We start from the raw sequence: 25008 nt of genomic DNA, 5'->3' as shown, positions 1-25008 counted from the left end.
TTTAGATTTTCCTCAATTTAGCTATAGAAACTAGTTTAATTTTTATACTTTCTTTATAAAAAAGAGGCTGTCTAATTAGACAACCTCTTATACTCTAAGTTTTACTTTTACATACTTTGTACTCGATAGAACATGGTTACGAGGTCTGCTCGTGTAATAGGTTTTTTTGCTTGGTAGGATTGATAATTTTTTGGATTATTTCCTTTTTTGTCTGTGTAGCCATTGACGATTTGATGATCATAGAGCCATTGGATCGCTTCTTTTTCTGTCATCTTCTTGTCTGTGAAGCTTTTGACTAGAAGGATGGCTGCTTCCCCTCTAGTTACGACATGATTTGATTTTCCGGTAACAGGTAGTTCGTAAGATTTCGCTAATGTGTAGAGATTCTTGACCGATTCATCCTTTAAATCCTGTCCTAATGTATATCGTAGAAATACATTCAAGTATTGGCTTTCAGTCATAGGTTGATTTGGTTTGAGCAGTTGCTCCTTAGCAAACCCTTTGATGATTCCATGATTAACGGCCCATTCAAAGGCTTCTGACCAATAAGCATCTTTTTTGTAATCTTTAAAAATCGATAAATCTACATGTTCCTGCTCTTCTAGTGAGCCTGTTTTGACCCATGTTGCTACATCATCGATTAGTTCTGGAGCAACATTACCTGGTGTACTATATTCAGTCACACCATTTGCCTCTCCTTTAATATTCACAAGAAAATGCATCATATCAGGGTAGGATCGAAACTGGACATTATCATGACCCTTTAAAGCAGTCTTCCAATTTTCTAATTGCTCTGCTGGTACCTGGATATCCTTATTCCCTTGTAAGAAGAGCATAGGCGTATCTTGCTTTTTGATTAATTCGGATGGCTGATAATCTCTTAAATCAAACCACCAATAGGCTGGTTGTAATTGAAATTCAGCTGGAATATGATCCTTATTATAGTTTGGATTGTCTAGCATAGAGAATTGACTTTTATATACTTCTAATTCCATTTTGGCCTGATCGATTTGTTCCTGAGGTGCTTTCATTCCTTCAGCACGCTTGATTGATTGCTCCATTTGCCAAAGTAAAAGCTCATGGAATTTTCCTGTTGGACCAGCTACACCGATTGCGCCTTTTATCTCATGATTCTTATCATTATCTAAAATAAGCGGAAGAGCATACCCGCCTTGGCTATGTCCAAGCACATAAATATTCTTTGCATCTACCTCTGGAACTGATTTAAGTGCAGATACAGCCAGATTTGCATCCAGCACAGTTTCCTCCATTATAGAAAACTTTGGATCCTTGCTCGATTTTAATGCATGAGTATTGGTCCTTTTATCATAACGGAGAACGGCTACTCCTTTATTCGCTAATCCTACTGCAATGTCACGGAATGGCTTAAATCCATAGGCTGTCTCATCCATATCATTTGGACCTGAACCATGAACAAGAACAACAACCGGGAATGGTCCCTCTCCTTTAGGTACAGTCAAAATTCCTGGTAAAGCAAATTCACCTTCTCCAACTTGTATCTGTTTTTCTGAATAATTTTCAGGATGATTGTACGATGGATTGCTAAACTGATTAGGATCAGTAGCCATCTCAGTATGGAAATCATCTACCTTTCCACTTTTATCTACATTGACTACAAAGCTAAACGGACCTAGTTCAGCTGTGACCAACATCGTCACCTTATTATGTATGCCATTATTTACATTACTTTGAACATTGAAGGTTTGTATTTTTCCGAATGTAGCTGTAAGTCCTTGAAAAATTTGAGGCACTTCTTCTTTTGAATAATATTTTTGTAGATTACCATTGAATAATTGATAGATTTCATTCCATTTTTGATCCTTTACTAATGAAAGAAATTCCTTCGCAACCTGACCATCCTCTACTTGCTGGGATAATTCGTTAGCAGACACCGGATGAACTGGTAGTGTTAATCCCCCTCCAATCATAGCTGCACTTAATGATGTTGCAAGTAGCCACTTCCCAACGATTTTTTTTCTTTTCACATATTTCACTCCCTCTTTTAGATTTAATTTTTCATACGTTTATATAGTGGAAAGGTTTCAAAATATTTCAATTGATGGAAAAATAAATTCAGTTCATATATTTTACCATTAAATAAAATGTTTCCCTCAGGCAAAATTTATTTACAAATGCAAACCAGAGTGTTAAGATGGGTACATAAAAAAATTCTACTTTTTTAAACCAAAAGTTGCCCAAGGGAAACTAAATTATAATTGTTCAACTATTTGAGAGGTGGTAAACATGAATGCACATGCTAATCAAACACATAAAGAACAAGGTTGGCTCAAACAAAGTTCAAATGTAAGTCTAGAGGAAGTAAATAACTCGGTTAAGGTTCCAAATAAGGCGGGATTCTGGAGAAAATTTCTTGCATTTGCTGGTCCAGGATCATTAGTCGCGGTTGGTTATGTTGATCCAGGAAACTGGGCAACATCTATTGCAGGTGGTGCACGTTTTGGTTATACGCTTTTATCTGTCATTTTAATTTCAAATCTAATGGCTATTTTACTGCAAGGATTATCAGCTAAACTAGGAATTGTAACCGGCAGAGATCTAGCACAAGCTACAAGAGATGCAACAGGTAAAAAGATGGCTGTATTTCTTTGGATCCTAACAGAGCTTGCGATTATTGCCACAGACTTAGCTGAAGTAATTGGTTCAGCCATTGCTTTAAATCTTTTATTTGGAATTCCTCTATTAATGGGGATAATCATTACTACATTGGATGTTCTATTACTTTTACTTCTTCAGAAAAAAGGATTTAGGATTATTGAATCCATAATTATTGTTTTAATGACCACAATATTTGGAGTGTTTGCTTTTGAAGTGATTATTTCAAAGCCTGAAGTTTCAGCATTATTAAGTGGGTATGTTCCAAAAGCAGAAATTGTGACCAATCCAGAGATGCTATTTATTTCTTTAGGAATTCTAGGAGCAACCGTAATGCCACATAATTTATATTTGCATTCATCAATAGTGCAAACGAGACAGTTTACACGGGATCGACAAGGTAAGAAGGAAGCTATTAAATTTTCTTTACTAGATTCAACTTTTTCTTTAACGATTGCCTTTTTAATTAATTCAGGAATATTAATTTTAGGTGCAGCCGCATTTCATGGTACTGGATTAGACGTATCTGAAATTGAAGGAGCATATAAACTACTAAGTCCAACATTAGGGGTCGGAATAGCAAGTACCCTATTTGCAGTTGCTTTACTTGCATCTGGACAAAATTCAACAATTACTGGTACTTTAACAGGGCAAATCGTTATGGAAGGATTCGTTAATCTCAGAATTTCACCATGGCTTCGCCGTTTGATCACACGCCTGATAGCTGTCATACCAGCATTTATTGTTACATGGATTGCTGGATCACGGGGAACTGCTGACTTGCTTTTATGGAGTCAGGTCATCTTAAGTCTACAGCTCCCATTTGCCGTCGTTCCATTAGTATTATTCACAAGCAGTAAAAAGAAAATGGGTGAATTCACGAACTCTATGTGGGTTAAAGTTCTTTCGTGGTTATGTACACTCGTAATCATTGCACTCAATATTTTCTTAGTTGGATATATCATCGTCACTGGTCATGAAATAGGGTAATTATTAAGAAGTAGTTTGTTCCAATACAAGCTACTTCTTTTTTTTTACAATAAAGGATTTCTTTTATAAATATCGAATAATAATAGTATTCAAACCATGAAATCTGTCGAAAAAGGGGGCAAGTTTGTGGAAATACAGTTAGAAAGAATGCTTCTCCAGATTTTAATGACGCTCTTCCCTTTCGTTCTATATTTGGTTCTAGCAAATGGAAAAATAAGTGATATGAAAAGTAAAGTAATTTTTGGAATCACCTGTGTATTCACCATCATATTATCACTATCATTTGCCGTTCATATGGATAAAGGCGGAATTCTTGATTTAAGATTGATTCCTATTTATTTAGCTTATATCTATGGAGGCAATCTTCTTGGAATTATTATTTCAGTTTTTTATATTGTAGTTCGTCTCTGTATTGGAGGTTCCGAAATAGCCCCAGTTTTAGTTGCTATTATCATTATGGGCGTAATCTTATATGGAAAACAGTCACTCTTTTTTTCTTGGAAATTAAGAAAAAAGGTGATGACGTCCACTTTATTTTTATCCGTTACTCTCGCTCTTCATTACATAATAGGTAGTATTGTATTAAAAATATCAATCACATCAAATATCATGATTATATTATCATTATTTATTTTCTCAAACGCCGTCGTCGTTTTCCTATTAATTTATTTAATCGAATCACAGCTAGAAAAACGATCCTTACAACAAGAAATTCAAAATGCTGAGAAATTTAATGTCATTGGTCAATTAGCCGCAAGTGTGGCTCATGAAATACGTAATCCAATGACAAGTATTAGAGGATTTATGCAAATCTTACATTCTTCGAATCGAATTTCCATTTCTGAAAAGGAATATATCAAAATTTGCATAGATGAAGTAGATCGAGCGAATGGAATTATTGCTGATTATTTAGCACTTGGAAAAAACCATTCAAGTGAGGTAAGCAAACTTGATGTTGTTCGCGAAATAAAGATGGCTATCCGGTCTTTATCTTCCTTTGCTACTCTTAATAATGTTCAATTAAACTTCTCAAACCTCATTCCTATATATATAAATGGGAATAGTCAACGGGTACAGCAACTTTTTATTAATCTAATTAAAAATGGAATTGAAGCAACGAATGACAATGGAATAATTGATATAGAAGTTTCAACGGATGAAAAACATGTATACATCACTATATCGGATAATGGCGAGGGCATGAGTAAGGAAGCAGCAGATAATTTCGGCCTCCCCTTCTATTCAACAAAGGAAAAAGGAACCGGGCTAGGACTAATGGTATCAAGACAAATCATTGAAGAAATGCACGGAACCATCACCGTTAATAGCACTAAAGGAATCGGCACGATCCTAAAGCTTACTTTTCCGCGCTCAAAAATATAATGGGACACGGGTTCCGACCCCGTGTCCCGCTTTTCGGGACAGAGGGTCTGGTCCAGTGTCCCATCAAGAGAATTACACGTATGTTTCATCCTTTTTCATTACAGATAGTTTAGGAGGCATAAGTTCTTCAGGAATTAATGCAACATAGTGTTCACCATTCAATCTTTCTTTCAACTCATTTTTTGCTTGTTCAATTACCTCTGGGTTTTCAATCGCTGTAATTGCGGTAGATGCAATGGTTTTTCCTGCTAATAACATGGCCTGATGCGCGTAATTCGATTTTCCCTGTGCAACAACTTGCCATGTGTGGAATGGAGTCCCAACTGCCCAAGTCGATGTCGTACATTGTGCGGTTGGAACATTCCAGCTAACATCTGCTACATCTGTAGAACCTCCAATTGAGATAGGCTCCTTTGCTAATGGAATAACAAAATCCGCAATTGGTTTTTCGGCTAATTTTCTTGCAAAATCATTTCCTACCTGAAGCGCAATCGCTCCTTTTTCTTCCTCCGACAAGGTCTGGAATATGTCCTTGGCAAAACGAATATCCTCATCCGTTACCTCCGGATAACCTAATTCATTCATATGTTGATCCATAATAGTTTCTAATGTTTTATTTGGAATTAAGTTATGACATGAACCTACTATTTGTTCATCAACTGTTGTTTCGGTCATCATAGCAGCTCCTTTGGCGCATTTAACTACACGCTCATACAAGCTCTTTACTTGGTCTGGTTTAGGAGCACGTATGAGATAAGTCACCTCCGCCTCAGCCTGAACCACATTTGGAGCAACCCCTCCCGTATTTGTCACAGCATAATGAATTCGGGCACCATCAATGATATGCTCACGTAAATAATTTACTCCAACATTCATTAGTTCAACTGCATCTAATGCACTTCTTCCTAGATGCGGGGAAGCTGCTGCATGAGAACTTCGACCCTTAAATTTAAAATGGGCGTGAATAACTGCATTAGACATTGCATGCATCACTGTATTGACCGTTCCAGGATGCCAAGAAAATGCAATATCTACATCCTTAAATAGCCCTTCTCTTGCCATAAAGGATTTCCCATAACCGCTCTCTTCTGCAGGACAGCCATAATATTTTACCGTACCAGAAAGCTTATGTTGAACTAAATAATCCTTAACAGCAATCGCTCCAGCCAATGCTCCCACACCTAATAGATTATGTCCACAGCCATGGCCATTTCCATTTGCAATGATTGGTTGATAGGTTGCTTCTCCAGCAACTTGGCTTAAGCCAGCTAATGCATCATACTCTCCTAAAATAGCAATTACTGGCTTTCCAGTACCATAGGTTCCAATAAAGCCTGTCTCAAGATTAGCTACCCCTCGCTCAACTTGAAATTCCTCCTGTTGCAAAACTTCACATAATAAATCAGCTGATTGAAATTCATCAAATCTAGTTTCAGCAAATTCCCATATCTTATCGCTAATGTCTTTATAATTATTACTCTTTTCATCTATTAGCTTTGCAATTTTCTCTGTTAAATTCATATTATGTATCCTCCGATTCTTTTATTTCACTGTAGATGTTTGAACAACAGATAAATGTTTTTTCTGGCGTATCATAAATAATGCTCCTGCACACAAAATAGTAAAACAAATAAGCATGATAAATGCTGCATTATATGATCCACCTGTAGCATCTACTAAAAAGCCAATTAGCATTGGGGTTAAAACACCAGCAAATTGGGCTCCCGTATTAATAAATCCATTAGCCGTTCCTACTACAGCCTCAGGGAGAATTTTCAGTGGAACCGATGTAATTAAAATGATATTAAATGATAGAAAGACAGTGACAGCACTTTGAAAAATGATAAATAGGACAAGGTTTGGAGAAATGGCCATTAACAGTAAAAATACTCCAGCCATTAAAGCAAATATCGCTGCAATCAGCTTATCTTTCCCTTCCGGTAGTCGATCAAGTATATATCCACTACATAACATGGCAAAGATCCCTACAAACGGTGGGATTGCTGAATATACGCCCACTTCTGTTAAATTTAACCCTTTTACATTTGCTAAGTAAGTTGGCATCCATGAATTCAGCCCCCAGTTGACTGCATATATACTGAAATAGGCAATAAATAACTTCCAAATCATCGGAGTTTTTAATACATCCTTTAGAGGAGCTTTTACCTTTAAATCTGCTTCTATTTTCATTTGTTTCGGTTGCTGCTTCTCCTTTACTAAAAAGAAAAAAGCTACAGATAAGAGAAGTCCTATCACACCAACAATATAAAATATTTGGCGCCATCCTAACAATTGCATAAGTTGTGTACCTACTATAGGAGCAACTACTCCCATAATTGTCGCTGAAGTCAGCATAATTGACATGGCTCTGCTTCGTTCATTATGTGGAAACCAGTTCGTAATTCCTTTTGATGCTGATGGGAAATATCCGCCTTCACCAATTCCAAAAAGAAAGCGAATGATGATAATTGAAGCAAATGACCATGCAGCACCTGTTAAAATAGTAAATATTGACCACAGAAATACAGCGGTAATAATTACCTTTCGATACCCAAAACGATCTGCTAGCCACCCTCCTGGAATTTGCATCAGCGCATACCCAGCAAAAAAACTACTTAATACAATTCCTGTTAAGGAACCATTTAAATGAAATTCTTTAGAAATATCGAGAATAGCAAAATTGACGATAAATCGATCAAAATTCCCTAATGACCAACCAAGAAATAGCATTGTAATAATGACATACTTCCAGTTTTGCTCCCTTTTTGTTGTCATGTCTCCCACTCCCCTGAAATCGCTTGCATAAAGAAATTATAGAATTATTCTACTTTTCATACAATGTTCGTTTATATATAATTTAAGTGTTATTAATAGAGAAATATACATAAATAAGAAGGAGAAACAAGGAATGAATCCCTTAACAAGAATACAGGATTTCTTAGTCGAAGCATGCGAACAATCCTATTTTCAAATTTGGATCAGTATATACCAAGATCGATTTTCACTGATCACTACAAAGGGCTTTGAACTCCCATTACCCTTTCCGAGCCTTCATGATGTGCATCGCGATATGATTGAATATCCCGACTTTACCGACTTTTATTTTTGCTATGATGAGAGTAGATCTATCATTGTTATACGTGTTGAGAAGCCTAATCTCTCATTAGAAAGAATCAACCAATTAGAAATTCTCCTTATAAACTATTATTTGGAAATCTCACTCGAACGAGAACGATTTATCCGTCATAAAATGATGGAAAGCATTAGAGATATCTCTAATTTGGATAATGTAGATACATTATTAACAAACATTTTGGAGCATGCCCTTTCCGTTATACAGGTGGCTGATTTCGGTGTTTTATGGATGTATGATGAGAAAGAAAATGCGCTACTCCCAAGAGCATGGGCAGGTGGACCAAGTGAGTCTATTCAAAACATGAGGATGAATATTGGCGAAGGAATTATTGGAAAAACCTATCAAGAAAAAAGGACAATGTTTCTATCTTTATTAAAGGATATCCTGCATGAATCTTCGTCTATTCGGAAAGAAAATTTACAACACTTATTTAATGCTTATTCATTCACAAACTTACAATCGATTATTTCAACACCTATTTTTGTAGAAAATGAAACATTATGTGTCCTGATCATTTACCAAAATGGAGAACGACCATTGTTTACAATTGAGGATAAAAAGGTGCTAGAAAGCTTTTCTGATCAAGTATCAATTGCCCTTACTAATTCTCGCTTATTTCAAAACATTAAACATCAAAATCAGTTATTACTCCAACGTGATGAAATTCACGATACATTTATGAAGCTTTCATTACAAAGTTCTGGAATGCATATGATTGCTAGTGATCTACGGAGAATGATCCAGCTCCGATTAGTGATTATTGATTTAACAGATGATTCCATTTACTCAAGTCCAAATCATTGGTTTTCAGAAGATATAAATGAGCTACGGAGAAAATTCAATAGCATGGATGCTCCTCAATTCTATTCTACTGAACAAAGTGGAAAGCAAAATACCTTTTATCTTCAGCCAGTCATTGGAATAAATCAATTTCTTGGGATGTTAATTGTCGAAGTAACAGATAAATGGCTATTACCAATTAATAAACTTATTATTGAACAGGCAAGTTCGATTATTGCTTTAGAGATGATTCGAAATCAAACAGTTGTTGATTCTTACTATCAAAAAACACATGATTTGTTTCACGAATTGATCCTATGTAATGACGCATCTATCCAGAATACTAAAGCGATTGAGCTTGGCATCCATCAACCCGCGTATTATTTAATTATACTGATTGGAATTCCTAGCCATGACGATATACATTATATGAATATGCAAAACCACCGACTTATTTTAGAAAATAAGAAGAGATTTCGAGAATACACACCTATTGTATTTGGATTCCGCAATAAAATTACTATCATACTACAATCTCAATCAGATACCATTGATGTATCGGGTCATCTAAAACAACTTCAGTCGGAATGGAAACAAGGAAATCATCTTCCGATTAAAATCGGGATTGGATTACAATATAACCGAATCGAGGATATTAAAAAAAGTTATAACGAAGCAGATAAAGCACTGTCCTATCTTAACCATCGGAAACAACCAGATTTGATTCATTATAAGGACATTGGAATCAATCGTCTCTTTATTCACCAATCACAAGAAGAATTACAGACATTTATAAATGAAGTTTTTTTGCCTTTACAAAACGAAAAGGAACAAAATCAATTTTTGGAAAAGACTCTTCTCACCTATATTAAACAAAACCGTTCAGCAGGTGAAACGGCAAAGCAATTACATATACATGTGAACACTTTATACCAAAGGCTAAAAAAAATCGAAGAGAAGCTCCATATCTCATTCTCAAATCCAGAAGATGTATTACGGCTTCAACTAGCTTGTTATTTAAAGAATTAGGGACACGGGGTCAGACCCCGTGTCCCATTTCTCCACTTTTAAAGGAATAAATTAATAATTAAAACACCAGCTAATCCGATTAATGAAATAATTGTAACCATTACTGACCATGTTTTAATTGTTTTTCCAATTGATAAATTAAAATATTCTTTATATATCCAAAATCCAGCATCATTAACATGTGAGAAAGTCATACTTCCGGCACCCGTTGCTAAAACCATTAATTCTGGACTTACATGTGTCGCACCGACAAGTGGTGCAGCGATTCCAGCAGCGGTTAAGCCAGCCACGGTAGCAGAACCTAATACAACCCTTAGGATTGCAGCAATTAACCAGGTTAAAATTAATGGTGAAATCGTAGAGCCTTCCATTAAATCTGCGATATATTTATCAACATGACTATCAACTAATACTTGTTTAAAGGCACCACCAGCACCAATAATCAATAAGATCATCGCGATACCGCTTACAGAATCAGTAATCGATTGCATAACTTCTGACATTTTTTTGCCACGGTTTAACCCAAAAGTAAAGATGGCAATAATCACTGAAATTAAAAGGGCAACTCCTGGATTCCCTAAAAACTTAGCCGCTGGTAAAATGGCGGAATGAGGCATCGCGATTTCTACTACTGCTTGGAACGCGATCAAGATAACTGGTACAAGTGCTGTGAAGATACTAATACCAAATCCGGGCATTTCATCTTCTTCAAAATGTTTCGGATTAAATAACTGTTTTGGAATATCGACTTCTAAGCTTTCCTTTTTAAATAGTTTTGTATACAGTGGTCCACCGATAATGACAGCTGGAATCGCAATAATTACACCATATAATAGGGTTTTTCCTAGATTTGCATGGAAGATTTCGGCCACAGCTGTTGGTCCTGGATGGGGTGGAACGAAACCATGCATCGTTATTAAAGCAGCAATTACAGGCATACCAATATATAAAATAGGTACTCCGGCTTCAGCCGCAATAGTAAATACTAATGGAATTAATACAACAACACCAGTTTCAAAGAAAAGGGCTATTCCAACTATAAATGCAGTAAGAACTGCTGCTAGTTGTACTCTTTTCTTACCAAAAGCATGTATCAACGTCGTCGCAATTCGTTGAGCACCACCCGAATCTGCCATTAATTTACCAAGCATTCCTCCAAAGCCAATAACTAAAGCAAGGCTACCAAGCGTTCCTCCTAAGCCATTTGTGACAGAGGTCATTGCTTCAGTGGGGCTCATTCCTTCCATGATACCTACTAATAAACCAACAATTATTAATGAGATGAAAGCGTTTAACTTAAAGACCACCATAAATAACAATAAAAGTGCTACCCCTATACAAATATATACAATTGGCATGTTCTCCCTCTTTTCTCTTTAAGGTTCAGGGCTGTACTAGAAGAATGGAAACATTAGTAACAGCCCTATCCATTTTTTCTAAAGCTCTTTTTAATTGGCTCTTTTCTCAAAGATTGTTGCTATTTAAGTAAAGTTTTAACGAATAACTATCTGCTTAAAAACTGCTACATCGGTCATTTCACTGAGAAAAGAGCTACAATCCCCTTAAGAATCGCTGAATCCTTTGTAAAGGGATCAAATGAAACAGCATTTATTTTTCTATTAACGTTTCTACCACTGTTCTTAAATCTGTTTTTGTCCCTACATTTCCAGGAAAGATAATATAGGCCATACCAGGGTATTTACTTTCATCACCAGTCAACCAGACGGGTATTCCTGGTCTAATTTGCCCCGCAACGGTTGCTCTTTTTACTTGTAGCCCCTTCGTTCCAACATCGCTTGATGTAATTCCACCTTTTGCTACAAGAAAGTTCGGTCTAGTCTTTAGTCTTGTTACAATGCTGGTGACGGCATCAGAAATCTTAATGGAAAGCTTTAATTCCTCTTCCTGTTTTCCTTCACCTAAGTCAAGACGTGTTCTACTTGTATAAACTGCTACCGTTTTTCCCGAACGAATGAGAGATTCTGTAGTTTCAATTACTCGATCACATTCAAGCTTGAATTCATCAGGTTGTAAAACTAAATGACTGTTAAATTCAATGAATGCAATTTCACTTAATTTTTTTAACTCTTCAAGCTGCTCGGTCGTTTTTTTCACGTGAGAACCGATGATAATTAAGCCGCCATTTCCATTATTATCCTTCATTAACTCATCTCTAGTTAATAAGGCTTTATCACTTACACCACCTACTACTTTTGGAAGAGCAGCTGCACTTCTAAACAGATAGTTCTTTCCTGCTTGCATTGCATTCACTAGTATAATCGTAAAAATCTTCACATCGATTTCATCGATCGCATTAACTACCACTTTGTTAAAATGATTCACTTTTAGTAATTGTTCTGTCATCTTTTCAATTTCTAAAGAACGTAATTGTTCAAGAGAGAAGTATTGTGTGTTTTCTGCTGTATATTCTCCATCGGATTTTTCCTCTATCCATTCACCTAAATGTGACTTCATGTAACCAAATGTACGGTCCTTTGCAAATTCAGTTTCTCCGGCTGGAATAAGCTCTTTATCAGATTGAACATAATGAACATTATTAATAGTCAAGCGTCCTCCTTCTTTAAAGAATGGAAGAATGACTTCACCATCAAAGGTCATCGACGATTCTGATTCAATTGTTTCTTTTAAAACCTTTGTTTCTAATGGATAATGTCCTCTTAATGTTGAATCACCACGACTTATTATCATAAATTCACGATTCAATTTAGATGCAACAGTAACAATATTGGTCGCTATTTCTCGATGAACCTTCTCCGTTTCCTCAGCTGTAAATCCTCTTGAATTCGTTAAAATGAAAAACATCGATTGATCTTCTTTGAACCCCTTTTCAATGCTATTAACAGACCAATCAGTAAACACAGAAATATCATGGACGGTTTGTACACCTGTGGGATCATCATCAAGAACGATAACTTTTTTATTTAAATTCTCAAGCGATACTTTTAGTAGCTCATCTACCTTATAGGTATCTACATCAGGAATTGCCTGAAGAACATCTATGGATAAACGTTTATTAGTAGTCATATTATTTACGCCTTCTTTACTTCTACATTTGCTAATTTTTCATAGTATCTTACAATACTTCCATGATCGTCTTTTTCCTTTCCATCTACCTTCAATGCGTGGAATATTTCTAATAATTGACTAGATAAAGGTAATGGAACACCCATTTCATGTGCAGTATTCATCACATTCGTAATATCTTTAAGATTGATTGCAATGCTTCCACCTGCTACAAAATTTCGATCAAGAATTAAAGGAACTTTCGCATCTAAAACTGCACTCCCAGCAAGTCCTCCTCTAATTGCCTGATACATTTTTTCAATATCAATTCCTGCTTTTGCAGCTAATACTAACGCTTCTGACATTGCCGCAATATTTAAATTGACGATGATTTGATTAGCTAATTTTGCTGTTACTCCACATCCATTATCGCCAACTAATGTGACGTCTTTTCCCATATCATGTAAGACAGGTAGTGCTCGGTTGAAGACATCTACCTTTCCACCGACCATGATTGCCAATGTGCCATCGATTGCTTTAGGCTCTCCACCGCTAACAGGAGCATCTAGCATGTCTATTCCTTTTGCTGCCACCTTTGTAGCAATTTCTTTAGAAACATCAGGAGTAATCGAACTCATGTCAATAATTAAGGATCCTTTTTTTGCTCCTTCCAAGACACCATTTTCGCCAAGAACTACCTCCGTAACATGCTTTGAAGCAGGCAACATAGTAATAATAATATCGCTGTTTTCCGCAACCGCTTTAGCAGAACGAGCAGCAATAGCTCCTACAGCACACACAGCCTTTACTGCTTCCTGATTTAAATCAAACACCGTAAGGGTATGTCCAGCTTTTATGAGATTTAAAGCCATCGGCTTTCCCATAATTCCCAGTCCAATAAAACCTATTTTGCTTTGCATATATACTCCTCCTCTGTTCATTCATGATGAAATCGTTTGATTCTCTTCTATTATCTATCGCTACTTCATAAGACGGATGATAGGCAACCGCTTACAAAAATCGTTTACATAAACATTGTATACGCTTTACTTATTTTTTGTATACAATTTTATTATTTTTGTATACAAAAAAATTTCCATCTTTACATAAAATCGTCGTTTTCATATTTTTTTTAGGTGAAATTTGATAAGATTAGTTTAGTTTGTAAAGAATTTGTTGAATAATGGTCATCAAATATGAGATATGAAATAGAAGTAGAGGTGAACTTCGTGCTTGAAAGAGGCAAAACTCGTCCAGCCTATCATCAATCCTACGAAATTCTTAGAGATAAAATATTAAATGGTGACATTCCTGGTGGAACAAAAATAGTAGAAGAACGAATTGCAGCAGAGCTAGGGGTAAGTCGAACACCGATAAGGGAATCCATCCGCAAGCTTGAACATGAAGGATTGATTGTTGGGAAAAAGGTCGTGAAACCAACTGAAACAGACCTACGAAATATGTTTCAAGTTCGAATTATCTTGGAAGGTTATTCTGCACAATGTGCAGCCTCTTATTTAAAAGAAAAAGAGCTGCAAGCCTTACAAAGATGTGTTGAAATTGGAAAAACTGGAACAATGGATGAAATCATGAGCGCCAATGAACAATTTCACGAAATCATTGTCCAAGCAAGTCATAATCCTGTAATGATAGATATCATCGACCGCATGCAATCGATCATTTATCTATTTAGACGAACAGTCGTCTTTTACAATCGTCCTTTTTTAATAGAAGAACACGAAGAAATTTATGAGGCAATTAAAAATAGAAACGGACAACAGGCAGAAAATCTAATGAAAAAGCATTTACAAGCCGATTTAGACTTTTGTTTACACCTAATCGGAAATGAATAATGGGACACGGGGTCTGACCCCGTGTCCCACTTATTTACCTATTTTCTTAAATGCTTCTGATTGTTCCTTAATGCCTTTTTCTGCAGCAAATCTTTCAATACTTGATGCACCGAAGAAGCCTACTATGCCTTCTATTCTTTCGATGATATAAGCAGCATCGTCTGGTTCTGCAATTGGGCCTCCATGACAAATAGCTAAAATATCTGGGTTTACTGATCTTCCAGCGTCAATGATCTTTTGAATACGCTCTACACAATCATCTAATGTTAGAGCAGTTTTTGCACCTATAGATCCTTTTGTAGTTAACCCCATATGAGCAACTAAAATATCTGCACCTGCTTCGGCCATTTTCATTGCCTGTTCCTCATCAAACACATAAGGAGTAGTTAACATATCTAGCTCATGCGCTTTGCGAATCATCTCTACTTCCAGATCGTACCCCATTCCGGTTTCTTCTAAGTTTTGACGAAATACTCCATCAATCAACCCAACGGTTGGAAAGTTTTGAACCCCACTGAATCCTTGTTCCTTTAATTGTTTTAAAAATACATCCATCACACGGAAAGGATCGGTACCATTTACCCCTGCTAATACAGGTGTGCTTTTCACAACAGGGATCACTTCATTGCCCATTTCTACAACAATTTGATTCGCATCTCCATAAGAAAGTAATCCTGCTAAAGAACCTCGTCCTGCCATTCGATAGCGGCCAGAGTTGTAAACAATTAGCATATCCGCTCCGCCTGCTTCACTACTTTTAGCTGTGATACCCGTACCTGCACCAACACCTAATAGGATATTCCCGTTCTTAATTTCCTCTTTGAAACGGTTTAATATCTCTTGTCTTGATAACATAAACTATCTCTCCTTTTATCCTTCAATTAATTCAACTAGCTTTTTAGCAGCTGCTAAGGCAAATTCTTGATGATTGATATCTGTATCTATTTCAATTAGTTCGACTTTATCTTGATTAATTGCTTGTCTCAATGTCTTGAATAACATTTCATCCTCTTTTGGACCATAGAAATCTTGTCCTTCTATATCTAAACCAGAAATCCCCTTTAAAGGTAACAGTAATGTTGTCTTACCATTTGTCCTATTTAGTTTGTCAGCGATTATTTGCCCAAATTGTTGATTTTCCTCTACTGTTGTTCTCATTAAAGTAACCGTTGGATTATGCTTATAAAATTTCCTGTCTGCAAATTGATTGGGTACAGAATCAAATGGGCCAAAATTCACCATATCTAATGCTCCCACTGAAACAACTTGTGGAATACCATTTCTTCCAGCTGCTTCTAAACGGTGAGGACCTGCCGCTAAAACTCCACCAACAATTTCATCTGCCCACTCAGTCGTTGTTATGTCTAATACACCATCGATAAAGCCGTTTTCAATTAAGCTTTCCATTGTCCGTCCACCAACACCTGTTGCATGGAAAATTAATACCTCATAGCCTTTTTCCTCTAAATAAGCTTTTGCTTGATTAATACATGGTGTGGTGAGACCAAACATGGTTGCAGCGATTAGTGGTTTTTTCTCTAATTGAGTGTTATTTTCATAGTTTAGCATACCTGCAATAGCAAATACGGCATTAGTAAATATTTGCGTAGAAATACTGTTTAAACCTGCTACATCAACAATTGAGGGAATCATCATAATATCGCTAGTGCCTACATATGGTTCCGTATTTCCTGAAGCAACCGTTGAAACCATTACCTTAGGTACCCCGATTGGTAGAGCTCTCATACCAGGTGTGACAATCGACGTTCCCCCGGTTCCGCCAAATGATAGAATTCCATCGAATTTTCCCATTTGATACAATTTTGGTAATAGGATTTCCATCCCTCTTGAAAGAGTAGCTGTTGCATTGGCACGGTCTTTTTGTGTCGCAATTCGCAATATATCTGCACCTGCTGCAGCAACGATTTCTGAATTAGGTACATCTGGTTGAAAGAATGGTTCAAAAACACCCGTATGGATCGTGTACGTTTGAAAACCAAGAGACTCGATTAGTTCCTTTACATACAAAAATTCTTTCCCTTTTGAATCAAAAGTTCCTGCTAACGCAATTGTTTTAACCAATCTCAACACTCCTTTGCTTTAAAAAAGAGAAAGCGATATCATCCCTTTGATAAAATGATACCGCTTTCTTTCGTTCGAGTTAATGTTCTTATGTTTGTTTATTTTGTCTTTTTGTTTGTTTTTATATATTCAGATGGCGAAACGCCTTTACGACTTTTGAAAATTTTACTAAATTGAGCATAATTCGAATAGCCCACTAGTTCTGCCACCATATTTAATGGCAAACTTTTCTCCTGTAAGATTTCTATCGCACGATTGATACGATAATCAATTAAATAAGTGGTAAAGGAGATACCCATTTCCTTTTTAAATAGAGTACTTAAATAGGATCTTGAAAGATTCATGATTCCAGCAAGTTCATTTAATGTGATTGGTTCAGAATAATGTAACCCAATATATTTTTTCATAAAATCAATATAATCATCTTGAGTACTTATTCCATCAATGAATTTTTGAATTAATTCCTCGTATTTAACATCATTTGCCTGTTTAAATGATTGCGTAACATAAGGAATCATTTGTTCTGCAGGAATTCGTTCAAAAACAGATCCCCCTATATAACCGTTCGCATCTATCCCATCATACATGAATTGCACATCGATCGGTTTATTTACAGGTCCACCATAAATCATTTTTATTACATGTGGATTGATTTCATTACAAACTTCGAAAATATTTGCCGCTTTCCTTTTAGATGACTGGAGAGATTGTATTTGTTTTGCTCCTAATACTCCGCCAACAGTTAAACCTAAATGAACACAAATAATATCTGCACCGGCTTCTATCATTTGTATTGCTTGGCGTTCATTAAACACAAAAGCAACAGTAAAAAGCCCTAGGCTACTCGCAATACGGATGGCCGTTACTTCCTGTTCATAACTAATTCCTTGTTCTTCTAATGCTTCTCTAAATCTCCCATCTATGAGCCCGATAGTAGGATAATTATTAATACCAGAAAAGCCCTTCTCCTTGATCAATTTAATATAAAGCTGCAAATTGATTGTTGGGTCGGTTGCAGATAATCCAAATAGGACCGGAACCTTTGCAGAAGGGATAATTTCCTTCAAAGCATAATTCATAACAAGATCATTGCTATTTGTAAACGGTAAAAAGGCAGCTAATGAGCTAACACCCATTTGCCGAAATCGTCCCGAGCTTAGAGCTAATATAAAATCAGCCCCTCCCTTTTCTGCATATTTTGCTGTAAGTCCAGATCCAGTAGCAACACCAATAATATGTTTATTTATTTTCATTTGTCTTTTTAAATATAGTAATGTTTCTTCTTTTCTATCCTTCATTTTTTATCCACCACATATATTCAATAGGTTTCATAGATAATAGATCCCATTTCTGAAACATCATAATCTCCTAAAGAATGGATTTTCTGTTTAAAGGAGGCTGATGTTAAAATGCTCGTAACTACTTTAATTAATGAGTCATTTTGAGGATTTTTAAGCATGACAAGGTCATATCTCTCAGTAATTAATGGAATAAAATCTACTCCTACTATTTTTGCCACTTTTTCAATGCCTACGCCTACATCTGCTTGTCCACTAGCTACAGAGGAAGCGACACTTAAATGGTTCATTTCCACTCTTTCATAGCCCTCGATATCTTTGGGAGAAATATGATGAATTCTGAGCTGTTCATCTAATAAAATACGGGCTCCAGATCCTTTTTCACGATTGATCAGTTTGATAGATTTCCGTTTTAAATCCTTCCATGAGGTAATATGTAATGGGTTTCCTTTTTGTACATACATCCCTGCTTTTCGTAAAACAAGATTCATTAATAGATAAGAATCACTTACTAATACTTTTTTTACATAGGGTAGATTATACTGTCCAGAATCGCCATCAAACATATGTAAACTGACAATATCGCATTGACCATTGTACAAGGAAAAAAGACTATTTAAACTACCAGTAAAGGAACGTAATGTCTTATAAGAGGAGTGATTCTCAATTTGTGTTGCTAGTATATCTAAAACCATATCCTGTCCACTAATAACTATGCTTTGTGAATGGCTTGCTTCCGTTTCATTTTGTTGCAATCCGGTAGTGGGGGATGGTCGGGTAAGTTGGTTGGTTTTATGTTTTTTTATATAATCATCTAAGTCTTTCGCATCTACCCTCATTTGTCTACCCACACGAAAAACCGGTAATTCCTCTTTCTTTACTAAATCGTATACAGTAAGTTTTGATACCTTCAAAAGCTGTGATACTTCTTCAATGGTATAGGATCGCTCATTGGACATGTCCATCCCTCCTTCTACTATTGTATGACAATCTGTAATTAAAAGGACAGATAATATTTCTTTTAGCTAAATTAAAATTGTGCAATTGTGAATTTTATCACTTCTATTTTCGTTATAACTAATTATAATTAGTTATAACGAAACATAAATAGAAATGGGGGATCAATGATGAAACGTATTTATAACGGACTGACTATAATTATGTTTCTATTCATTTTGTTGGCCGGTTGTTCCACAAATGAACAGAATGTAAAGGCTAGTAAAAAGGTGGAGATTACCGTTTCTGCCGCTGCAAGCTTGCAAGATTCATTAAATGAAATCAAAGGTCTTTATGAAAAACAGCATTCAAACATTAAGATCAACTATAATTTTGGTGCTTCTGGAACGCTTGCCCAACAAATTAGCCAAGGTGCTCCCGTTGATATCTTTTTTTCAGCTGCTGAGGATAAATTTGATCAATTAGTACAAAAAGGAATAATTGAGAAAGCGGATTCGATGAATCTTGTCGGTAATTCGCTAGTCCTTGTAGTACCGACAAAAGAAAAACAAACAATACATACATTAAATGACCTATCAAAAGCTGATAAAATATCAATTGGAACTCCTGAAGCTGTTCCAGCAGGAATGTATGCAAAGGAATCCTTTGAATATTTACAGCTATGGGAAGGATTAGAAAAGAAAGTCGTTTATGCGAAGGATGTTCGTCAAGTATTAAACTATGTGGAAACAGGAAATGTCGATGCAGGGATAGTATACAAAACCGATGCACTTACATCAAAAAAAATAAAGATTGTTGCAACAGCAGATGAAAAAACGCACACACCGATTATCTATCCTATAGGCATGGTCAAAGAAAGCTCCCACCCGAAAGAAACAAAACAATTTTATAAATACTTACAATCAGATGCTTCAATGAAAGTCTTAAAAAAATACGGATTTAAAGGGCTGAATTAATTGATATGGTTACTGACTTTTGGTCACCAATAAAGCTTTCCATAGAAATAGCTTTTGTTGCAGGAGTAACGGTTTTCATCCTGGGAATCTTGTTTGGAAAGCTGATGGCAAATGCGAAATTTAAGGGGAAAGTATTAGTCGAAGTTATCTTCCTTTTACCATTAGTACTGCCACCTACTGTTATTGGATTTTTACTTATTGTCGTTTTCGGAAGGCAAAGTCCTGCAGGGCAATTGATCGAATGGATCTTTCATCAACCGCTTATGTTTACTTGGTGGGCAGCAGTCATTGCTTCAACTGTTGTTGCCTTTCCACTCATGTACCAGACAGCAAAAACAGGATTCGAAGCAATCGATCCAGATGTAGAGAATGCAGCCCGAGTAGATGGAGCATCAGAATGGCGACTATTTCTTTCTGTCTCCATTCCTCTTGCATATAAAGCGCTTCTTTCAGGGGCAATTCTTAGCTTTGCTCGAGCATTAGGGGAATTCGGAGCAACCTTAATGTTTGCCGGAAATATCCCTGGAAAAACGCAAACTACTCCAACAGCCATTTATCTTGCGCTGGATTCAGGCCATCAAGGTCTAGCATGGCTTTGGGTATTGAGTATCATTGGTATTTCACTATTAATGCTGATTAGCGTTCAGTTATTAAAGCACTAAGGACATGCTATGGGGGTGTCTTTAAAAGGGACACCCCCAAAAGTCTATAGATTCATATGAATACCTGGTCCAAATGGTATACCGATAAGAGCAAAAATGAGTAATTGGATAATCCAGATAACTAAAAATGCAAGGCTATACGGCAGCATGAGGGAAATCAATGTACCTATCCCAGCTTTTTTGTCATATTCTCGCATAAACGCAAGGATAACAACAAGATACGGGTTCATCGGGGTAATAATATTTGTCGATGAATCAGCAATTCGATAAGCTACCTGAATGAAACTAGGATGATAGCCTAAAATCATAAACATTGGAATAAAAATAGGTGCCTCTAATGCCCATTTCGCCGATCCACTAAAAATGAGTAAATTTAATAATGCAGTAAAGAGAACATACCCAATGACAACTGGAAGTCCATCGAAATTTAATGATGTTAATAATTCTGCTCCATTAACAGCTACCCAAATGCCAATATTCGTCCAATCAAAATAGGCAATAAACTGTGCCGCAGCAAATATTAACACAATATAACCAGCCATATCCTTAATAGCCTCGCCCATGTATTTAGGTATATCCCTTGTACTAGTAATCTTTTTAACTGTAACACCATAAGTAATTCCCATCGTTAAGAAGAAGAATAGAAGAATGGGTACAATTCCATTTAAAAAAGGGGAAGGGATAATGCCACCTTCTTCATTGCGAAGTGGAGAGTTCGGCCAAAATAAAATAACGGCAACAACCACAAGGTAAGCAAGACCAGCAAGCAATGCATTTTTAAATCCTTTTCCTTCAAGGGGATTAGGCTCTGCAAGCTCTTTTCCCATCTTCCCTTCATATTTACCAAGTCGAGGTTCGATTACCTTCTCTGTAATAAGGGCTCCAACAATGGTTAAAACAAAGACAGAAAGCATCATAAAATACCAATTATCAACAGGTGTAACAATGATATTTTTATCGATCGTTTTTGCCGCTTCGGTTGAAATTCCAGCAAGTAAGGCATCGGTTCCGGCAATAATTAAATTTGCCGTAAACCCTGCACCCGTCCCAGCAAATCCGGCAGCAAGACCAGCTAAAGGATGACGTCCAACCGCATAAAAAACCATCGCTGCTAAAGGAGGAATAACAACAAAAGCTGCATCAGAAGCCAAATTCCCCATAATGCCTGTAAAAACTACCGCATAAGTAACAATCGATTTTGGCGCATTTAAAATCGTTTTTCGTATTCCTGCCTCGAGAAGACCTACCTTTTCAGCTAATCCAATTCCAAGCATCATTGCTAAAACAAGACCTAGTGGCTTAAAGCTCGTAAAGTTTGTCAGCATAGACTCAAGAATATATTGTATTCCTTCACCTGAAACTAGACTTTTAATAGGCAGCTCTTCCTTTGTCCCTGGATGAATAACCGTTACCCCGAAGGCAGAAATAAGCCATGATAAAAGTATAATAAAAATAGCTAAATACACGAAAAGCATAAATGGGTCAGGTAATTTATTTCCAACCTTTTCAATCGCACCTAAAAACCGAGACATTCCCTTTTGTTTCACTGGATCATTGTTCATACCGACATTTGGGTTAGACATACACTCACTCCTTTTCCTTAGAAATTAACAAAACATTCAATTAATTCAAAACACATAGGATCTGCAACTCATTCATACAAATAGCAGTTTATAAATCTTCCTTGGTCTTCCCCTATGTCCGGATTGCTCCTCACCAGTTGCAATAGCAAGACCTAACTTTTCTAGTTCCCCCAATAATCGTCTTCCATTTCTTTCAGAGCTATTCAACCAAATAGATAAATCATTGGTTGTTATATGAGTTTTTCGATAGTGATTGGCAAGCGATTCAATTTTGGAGACCATTCCCGGACTAATCGAGGCTTCCTTAAATTTTTTTTCCCACTCTTTCCCCCATTTCCTAGTATGAAACTGAATGGTGCTTTCCTGATGATAGAATTCAGTCACCTCCTTCTCTTCATTAACCAATACAAAGGTTTCCGATTTATGTTCTCTAGCATGCTGGAGAGCATAACGCAGATGCTGATCTGCTTCAAATACAGTCATACCGTACCCTAGTCCGACCCGAATTTTAAGACCTGTCTGAATATGAATGGTCTTCATTAGATTTTCAATTCTCTTTCCATCGATACTAAGATCCAATTCTCCCTTTGTCGTGTATATAACAAATAGTCCATCTCCCATTTGGACAAAGGAGCCTTTCGTTTCTTCAGTAAAATCTAATAATAGTCGCGATAAATCAAGGATTTGATGTTTTAATTTATAAGAAGGATATTTCTCTTCCTGAATTACCTCCGCTCCAAAAATGGCAAGCTGAGACATTCGATATTTCCCCGAAAGACTTCTTTCCTTTAATAGATCTAACTGAATTTTTATTGCAGATTGGGTTGGCTTGACACGATAACAGGGAATTCCCAAGTTCTTCAACTGCAAATAAACAGATCGAATACAGGTAAGTGCTACATCAATTTTCCCTTCTTCATATAAGTTCTGATGAAAGGCAACTAATTCGTCGGATGGCATGTATCCTCTATAAGGAAAAGAATAAAATTGAAGTGTATGAAGGAAATGATCTTCATCCGCAGTCTGAAACACAGAATCGGAAATAGTATCAATACTAAAGTTTCGAATGATCTCTCCTTCATTCAATACTGCTCCAAGTAATGTTCCAAAAAAACTCGAGCCCTGTAAGGATGGATAGCTCCCCCTGCTCTCTGTAATCACACCATTTTCCAAAGCAAAGTGATAGGGAGCTTGTCCCGAGAATAGCCATTGGTCGATCATGTGGTCATTTTCCTTTAAAATCGTTAGGGTATCCTCTGTTGCCTCATAGGAAAATGGAATAAAGTCAATGTCCTTATAGCTCTCCGCCACCTGCAAAATATACTTCACCGAATCTTGAGGACCAATAATTCCCACTTTTATTTTCATTTGCTTCCACTAGCCTCCTGAAGTACAAACTTCGCTAAAATTTCTGTACCTTTACGCAAATCTTGGATAGATGAGTATTCCTCAGGATGGTGACTGATTCCATCCTTACTTGGAATAAATAGGAGGGAGGCTGGCCATCTCTTAGCCATGTTCATAACATCATGGCCCGCTCCACTATCAAGCTCTAATCCTTTTAGCCCCATCCCTTCACCGATCACTTGTAACTTTTTCAATTGATTGGGATGTAAAAACACCGAGGATTCATTTACAAGGCATTCAATTTTAGCCACGACTCCAAATTCCTTTTCAAGGAAGGTACATTTTCCCTTGATTTTCTGTGTCATCTCACTCTTTAAATGGTCATCAATACTCCGAATGTCCACCCCAAGGTGAACAACATCAGGGATAACATTCATCACATTTGGATAGAGCTGAATTGTACTAGCAGTAGCAACCAACGGAAATGGACTTGTCTTTGAAATTTCTTCTGCGGTTAGTGAAATAAATGTAATAAGTGGAGCAATAGCAACCAATGCATCTTTCCGTTTCCCCATTGGTGTTGTCCCTGTATGGCCAGCACGTCCTTTAATGGTGATTGTTAGTCTTGTTGGACAGGCAATTCCACGTACATAACCAATATCGCAGTTAGCATCCTGCAATAGTTCTCCTTGTTCAATATGCAGTTCTATGAAACTTTTAATCTCTGAATTATTTCTTTTAGCATTCACGATCTGTTCCATAATCAATCCCTTAGATTCTATTGCTTCCTTTACCGTGATTCCTGTAGCATCTTTAATATCCGCGACTCCTTCTACATCAAGTAATCCGGTCATCGCCTTGCTACCAATCGTTGAAATGCCAAAACGTGCTGATTCCTCTGAAGCAAAACAAATCACTTCGATAGGATCAATCAGTCGTTTTTTGGTTTCTTTTACAAGTTTGATAGCCCCTAGCCCACAAAGAACTCCTGCGACCCCGTCATATCCTCCACCATTTACAACGGTATCAAGATGCGAGCCAATGGCTATAGCGGGAAGAGATTCACTTTCAGGAGTAGGATTCCATCTTGCAATTCGATTTCCCGCTTCATCCATTCTTACCTCCAAGCCCATTTCATGAGCAATTTCGGTAAAGGCATCCATTGCTTTCCATTCCTCTTCACTATAGCTAAGTCGTGTAAAACCGTTCAATTGCTCCATACTATCAACAAGATTGAGTCGATTTAAAGTTTTACTCAACCATTGTTCCAACATATTCATACATAGTAACTCCT

At 36.7% G+C, this 25008-nt stretch carries 19 protein-coding genes; 6 read left to right on the top strand and 13 right to left on the bottom strand.

Going from position 1 to position 25008, the window contains the following annotated elements; genetic code table 11:
* Window positions 1–107: 107 nt before the first annotated feature.
* Window positions 108–2006 (bottom strand): S-layer homology domain-containing protein, encoded by a 1899-nt coding sequence (locus NST63_RS04645; protein WP_078110079.1) that lies wholly within the window; start codon window positions 2004–2006, stop codon window positions 108–110.
* Window positions 2007–2265: 259 nt separating this feature from the next.
* On the opposite strand from NST63_RS04645, the gene NST63_RS04640 reads away from it, so the two are divergent.
* Window positions 2266–3624: an Nramp family divalent metal transporter gene (locus NST63_RS04640; RefSeq protein ID WP_078110078.1), complete on the top strand. Its 1359-nt coding sequence runs from the start codon at window positions 2266–2268 to the stop codon at window positions 3622–3624.
* A gap of 126 nt (window positions 3625–3750) precedes the next feature.
* Complete coding sequence (locus NST63_RS04635) at window positions 3751–5007, top strand: ATP-binding protein (RefSeq protein ID WP_169846901.1); 1257 nt, start codon at window positions 3751–3753, stop codon at window positions 5005–5007.
* A gap of 72 nt (window positions 5008–5079) precedes the next feature.
* Here NST63_RS04635 and NST63_RS04630 read toward each other — a convergent pair whose 3' ends face one another.
* Window positions 5080–6528 carry a M20 family metallopeptidase gene (locus NST63_RS04630; protein ID WP_078110076.1) on the bottom strand — a complete coding sequence of 483 codons (1449 nt, stop codon included), beginning with the start codon at window positions 6526–6528 and terminating at the stop codon, window positions 5080–5082.
* Between the two features lie 21 nt (window positions 6529–6549).
* A complete protein-coding gene (locus NST63_RS04625) occupies window positions 6550–7782 on the bottom strand; it encodes an MFS transporter (protein WP_078110075.1) in 1233 nt (410 codons plus the stop codon).
* A gap of 133 nt (window positions 7783–7915) precedes the next feature.
* On the opposite strand from NST63_RS04625, the gene NST63_RS04620 reads away from it, so the two are divergent.
* Entirely contained in the window at window positions 7916–9952 is a 2037-nt protein-coding gene (locus NST63_RS04620; protein ID WP_078110074.1) for a helix-turn-helix domain-containing protein, read from the top strand.
* Window positions 9953–9990: 38 nt separating this feature from the next.
* Here the strand turns inward: NST63_RS04620 and NST63_RS04615 are convergent, their stop codons facing one another.
* The 3 genes from NST63_RS04615 to garR all read right to left on the bottom strand — a co-directional run bounded on the left by NST63_RS04615 (window position 9991) and on the right by garR (window position 13896).
* Window positions 9991–11310 carry a gluconate:H+ symporter gene (locus NST63_RS04615; RefSeq protein ID WP_071975272.1) on the bottom strand — a complete coding sequence of 440 codons (1320 nt, stop codon included), beginning with the start codon at window positions 11308–11310 and terminating at the stop codon, window positions 9991–9993.
* 250 nt (window positions 11311–11560) lie between these two features.
* Window positions 11561–12997, bottom strand: a complete 1437-nt coding sequence (locus tag NST63_RS04610; protein WP_071975273.1) for a four-carbon acid sugar kinase family protein — start codon at window positions 12995–12997, stop codon at window positions 11561–11563.
* 5 nt (window positions 12998–13002) lie between these two features.
* On the bottom strand, window positions 13003–13896 hold the full coding sequence (gene garR, locus NST63_RS04605) for a 2-hydroxy-3-oxopropionate reductase (protein WP_071975274.1): 894 nt from the start codon (window positions 13894–13896) through the stop codon (window positions 13003–13005).
* A gap of 309 nt (window positions 13897–14205) precedes the next feature.
* On the opposite strand from garR, the gene NST63_RS04600 reads away from it, so the two are divergent.
* Window positions 14206–14829 (top strand): GntR family transcriptional regulator, encoded by a 624-nt coding sequence (locus tag NST63_RS04600; protein ID WP_236722816.1) that lies wholly within the window; start codon window positions 14206–14208, stop codon window positions 14827–14829.
* A 30-nt stretch (window positions 14830–14859) separates the two neighbouring features.
* Here NST63_RS04600 and NST63_RS04595 read toward each other — a convergent pair whose 3' ends face one another.
* The 4 genes from NST63_RS04595 to NST63_RS04580 all read right to left on the bottom strand — a co-directional run bounded on the left by NST63_RS04595 (window position 14860) and on the right by NST63_RS04580 (window position 19168).
* Window positions 14860–15684, bottom strand: a complete 825-nt coding sequence (locus NST63_RS04595; RefSeq protein WP_341041404.1) for a phosphoenolpyruvate hydrolase family protein — start codon at window positions 15682–15684, stop codon at window positions 14860–14862.
* A 15-nt stretch (window positions 15685–15699) separates the two neighbouring features.
* Window positions 15700–16911, bottom strand: a complete 1212-nt coding sequence (locus tag NST63_RS04590; protein WP_216386107.1) for a Tm-1-like ATP-binding domain-containing protein — start codon at window positions 16909–16911, stop codon at window positions 15700–15702.
* A gap of 98 nt (window positions 16912–17009) precedes the next feature.
* A complete protein-coding gene (locus NST63_RS04585; RefSeq protein ID WP_071975277.1) occupies window positions 17010–18209 on the bottom strand; it encodes a phosphoenolpyruvate hydrolase family protein in 1200 nt (399 codons plus the stop codon).
* 20 nt (window positions 18210–18229) lie between these two features.
* Entirely contained in the window at window positions 18230–19168 is a 939-nt protein-coding gene (locus NST63_RS04580; protein WP_341041401.1) for a helix-turn-helix transcriptional regulator, read from the bottom strand.
* 168 nt (window positions 19169–19336) lie between these two features.
* Between NST63_RS04580 and modA the strand changes: the two genes are divergently transcribed.
* Window positions 19337–20122 (top strand): molybdate ABC transporter substrate-binding protein, encoded by a 786-nt coding sequence (gene modA / locus NST63_RS04575; RefSeq protein ID WP_341041399.1) that lies wholly within the window; start codon window positions 19337–19339, stop codon window positions 20120–20122.
* Window positions 20123–20127: 5 nt separating this feature from the next.
* Window positions 20128–20784, top strand: coding sequence for a molybdate ABC transporter permease subunit (gene modB / locus NST63_RS04570; RefSeq protein WP_341041397.1), 657 nt, complete (start codon window positions 20128–20130; stop codon window positions 20782–20784).
* A 44-nt stretch (window positions 20785–20828) separates the two neighbouring features.
* Here the strand turns inward: modB and NST63_RS04565 are convergent, their stop codons facing one another.
* The 3 genes from NST63_RS04565 to NST63_RS04555 form a co-directional block, all read right to left on the bottom strand.
* A complete protein-coding gene (locus tag NST63_RS04565; RefSeq protein ID WP_341041396.1) occupies window positions 20829–22367 on the bottom strand; it encodes an AbgT family transporter in 1539 nt (512 codons plus the stop codon).
* A gap of 72 nt (window positions 22368–22439) precedes the next feature.
* Entirely contained in the window at window positions 22440–23735 is a 1296-nt protein-coding gene (locus NST63_RS04560; RefSeq protein WP_078110068.1) for a hypothetical protein, read from the bottom strand.
* Window positions 23732–24994, bottom strand: coding sequence for a M20 family metallo-hydrolase (locus tag NST63_RS04555; protein WP_341041395.1), 1263 nt, complete (start codon window positions 24992–24994; stop codon window positions 23732–23734). Before NST63_RS04555 ends, NST63_RS04560 begins: the two co-directional genes overlap by 4 nt.
* Between the last annotated feature and the right edge of the window lie 14 nt (window positions 24995–25008).

Source organism: Heyndrickxia sp. FSL W8-0496 (assembly GCF_038007825.1).
Classification (GTDB): Bacteria; Bacillota; Bacilli; order Bacillales; family Bacillaceae_C; genus Heyndrickxia; species Heyndrickxia oleronia.
Note: the sequence above shows the minus strand (reverse complement) of the source record. Positions and strands in the feature narration are given on the sequence as shown.